Annotated in this window: 3 protein-coding genes; 1 reads left to right on the top strand and 2 read right to left on the bottom strand. The window is 50.4% G+C overall.

Annotation, left to right across the window (positions count from 1 at the left end; translation table 11 throughout):
- Positions 1 to 1,186, top strand: a 1,186-nt coding sequence (locus IBX50_RS18925) for a helicase-related protein (protein WP_292257956.1), incomplete at its 5' end; no start/stop codon positions are given.
- A 15-nt stretch (positions 1,187 to 1,201) separates the two neighbouring features.
- Here IBX50_RS18925 and IBX50_RS18920 read toward each other — a convergent pair.
- Together IBX50_RS18920 and IBX50_RS18915 are read right to left on the bottom strand one after the other, a co-directional pair.
- Positions 1,202 to 1,435, bottom strand: coding sequence for a hypothetical protein (locus IBX50_RS18920; RefSeq protein ID WP_292257955.1), 234 nt, complete (start codon positions 1,433 to 1,435; stop codon positions 1,202 to 1,204).
- On the bottom strand, positions 1,432 to 3,200 hold a 1,769-nt coding region (locus IBX50_RS18915), incomplete at its 5' end, for a hypothetical protein (protein ID WP_292257954.1). The genes IBX50_RS18920 and IBX50_RS18915, both read right to left, overlap by 4 nt.

The following is a 3,200-nucleotide window of genomic DNA, read 5'->3' as shown; positions in this document are numbered from 1 at the left end:
GGTTGTCGATACTCTGCTCAAATACTTTGTTGATACTGAGCTAGATCGCAAGCAGGGCATTATCTTCTGCGTGTCGGTCAAACACGCTGAAAGCCTTGCCAAGCGAATGAAACAGCACAAAATCTCTGTCATGCCAGTCAGTGGCAAAGATAACAAGTCGGCTTCTTACATTCAGGATTATCAGGACGGCAAGATACAGTTTCTGACCACCTGCTCACTGCTCAATGAAGGCTGGGACTCGCCCCAGACTTCTGTCATCGTCATGGCACGCCCCACCATGTCCAAGGTACTTTACACTCAGCAGCTAGGGCGGGGCACACGCAAGTTTCCAGGTAAAGAAGCTTTGTATGTCATTGATGTGGTAGATAACTACGGCGCGGCAGCGGGCATCAATAAAGCACCCTGGTCGATTCATGCGCTTCTTGGAATACCTGAGTATCGACCCTGGGGTTCGGTACTTGAAGGGGAGCGACCTGCATCAAATTCTGAGGAGGTGATTCTAGCGGGTCTTTACGAGCAGGAGCGTCTGCTTGAGAAGGTCAACATCTTCACCTTTGAGAGTGAATACCCCGACCATATGAGTGATGAGCAGCTGGCACGCGAGCTTTTTGTTTCCACCGGAACCGTTACCAACTGGGTTAAGCAGGGAAAGGTCACTCCAGCAGTTCGTGTGCCCTTAGGTCGTCGAACCATCCATTACTATGCCCCTGAACAAGTTGAACAGATCCGCCAGAGCTTGGGGCTTAAAAAACATGATGACACGACTATGTACGATGATTTCTGGGAGTTTGTGAAGGAGGGTAACTACACCTTCTCCTACAAGATCGTCATGATGCTTTCGTTCTTGGAGGTTATGGACCACAACGGCGAGTGCAATCTTGATGAGTTGCTTCAAGGCTACACCTCGTTTTACCAAAACCGTTTGGACCAAGGGCTAGTGGTGGACCGGGCTAAGTGCCCTTATCAAGATTCATCCTATTTAGCCAACCCTACGCAGATGAAAGCGAGCTTGCTACAAAACCCCTTTGAAAAATTCGAGCGCAAACGCTTTATGTATCACTGCAAGGACCTCAACCATATTGCTTTTTCCTCAGTGCTCTGGAGCCGTATTGGTAATGACGAAGAAATTCAAGTTTTGAAAGACCACTATGAAAATGAGCTTAGGCGCTATTACTCAGAACTCTGACTGACCTGTGCGGTATCAGTGAAAAACCGTTGCTGAGTCTGTGATTTCGTCATCATCGTCATCAGCGCCCGCAACCAGCAGCATCAACACTTCTCTATCAGTTAGGCTGTCATCCATAATAATTTCGGTTATGTCTATCAGCTCTGGAATGGCTTCCAGTTCCTCCATGGTATTAGCTTCGCTGACCAGTTGCTTTATCTCCTTGTTGGTCCTTGGCCTGGGTTTGTATTCTTTTTCATCATTTTTCATGGCAGTGCCTCCTGTATGGATGTTTGGGCTGCCTGTGGCAGCCTTCCACTCAGTGCCAGGGCGCGTGCCTGGCGCGGCAAGCTGGCAATTTCAGCCGTACTGCCCCGGTTTTCCCAGTAGTCTGCTGGCTGGGCGGCAAGGTGGATCAGCTGGCGACGAGCGACGAGCGGGTTGTCTTGCATCAGTTGCTGCATTCGTTTCAGCAATTCGCTGATGCTGAGCATGCGGCACTCGTAATCCAGCAACACTCTTTTCAGGGCTTCGGTTTCTTCCGTTGCATCTTGCAGCTGGCTGCTGATCTGACTCAGTAACTGAGCGGATAACTCCTGCTCGTTTCTGTGGTAGCTGTAACGAGTTTTTTTCTGTTTTTTGGTCATGCTTTTCAGGAGTTTACGCACAATTTTCTGAACGATCGGCAGTTGCAGATCACCACTGTTCAGCCAGTGACGCAGCCACTGGTAAATCGGCATGGGGCGGCCTTCGATTCGGTCGATTTTGTCATCACCGATCAGCCAGGTGATGATCACGCTGGTGTAATCTCTGGCTTCGGCCAGCGTAAGGCAGCCCTTCCAGAGGTCCCAGTCATATTGCCAGGCATTTTCTCCTAGATCATCGGGTAGTTGCCAACGCCATTGCTGGCGAGCATTCATCAGATGCTGATCTTCCAAGGGCTCTCCCATCTGGATTACCCGCCGTTTACGATTACTGCGCAAGTGACGAGCCGACAACTGCAGGCGTGTTTGCCAGATCCAGTCAGCCGGTGCACCATCCTGTTGCATCTGGCGCAATAACCAAAGTGCCTGGGGTACTTGTTTATCCGTTGCCATGCAGCTGATCTGGAATTGCAGGTCTGATAACACGCTGTTGTCACCTTGTCGGTAGTCTTCCGCCATGGCTTTTACAGTGGCTTCATTCACCACGACCTGTGCGCGGCTGCGCAGGTTGGCTGGCACTTTTCCCTGGCAGTTAATATACGAGATCTCCCCTAGCTCGACGTTGTCCAGGTTTCGACAAAAGTTGATTTCCACAAAAATACTGTCGATTGACTTCACGCTGGTTGTTTTGATGCGATTCAGGATGAGTTTGTAATTGCCAATAATGACCAGCTCTTGCTGACCTTCGCTTTCGTGGATTGTCAATTTGCCGTGTAGGCAATCAAAATGCTCCAGTGAGTGACAGCCGCGCAGTTCAGCTTCACTTAATAGACGAATCAGCTTCACCTGCTTCAAGTCAGTCGCATCGACTAGCTGCAGCAGCGTCATATATATGGCGTCTTCATTTTTTGGCACCTCCAGCGACTGCAATCCTGTAGCGCCAAACCAGCTTAAGTACTGCACATGCTGTAGATCCAGGATCAGCTCAGAAACACAGGATGGACCATGCACTATAACGGCTTCTGCAGTGCCGATTGCGTCGTCACGTTGGTGTGCCTGAGTGAATTGTTCACCCGACAGAATACAAACCTCTGACCAGGTATCATCTGCATGGGCTTCTAGCCGAAACTGTTGCCCCGGCCAGCAGCCATCAATCGCTTCGATACTGCCAACAAAACGGATCTGTGGTGGGGCTGGGTGATCCAGATGCAGGTTGCTGGCTCCGGTTGCGGGCAGAATCACTTCCTTCAGCTGCGGACAGTTCACCAGCATCAGGTGCATCCCTGGCTGGCAACGACTGAGATCGAGGCGTTCCAGTTGCGGTGCATCCCAGATATCTAAGTGTTGCAATGTTTTGTCCCAGCAGATCCACTCTTTGAGCATCATCTGCT

It is taken from the genome of Marinospirillum sp. (assembly GCF_014859565.1).
The sequence above is the reverse complement of the archived record's forward strand: the minus strand, read 5'-3'. Positions and strand labels throughout refer to the sequence as shown.

Coding starts and splice junctions, on each gene's coding strand:
- IBX50_RS18920 (WP_292257955.1), bottom strand. CDS start 1,435: ATGAAAAATGATGAAAAAGAATACAAACCCAGGCCAAGGACCAACAAG.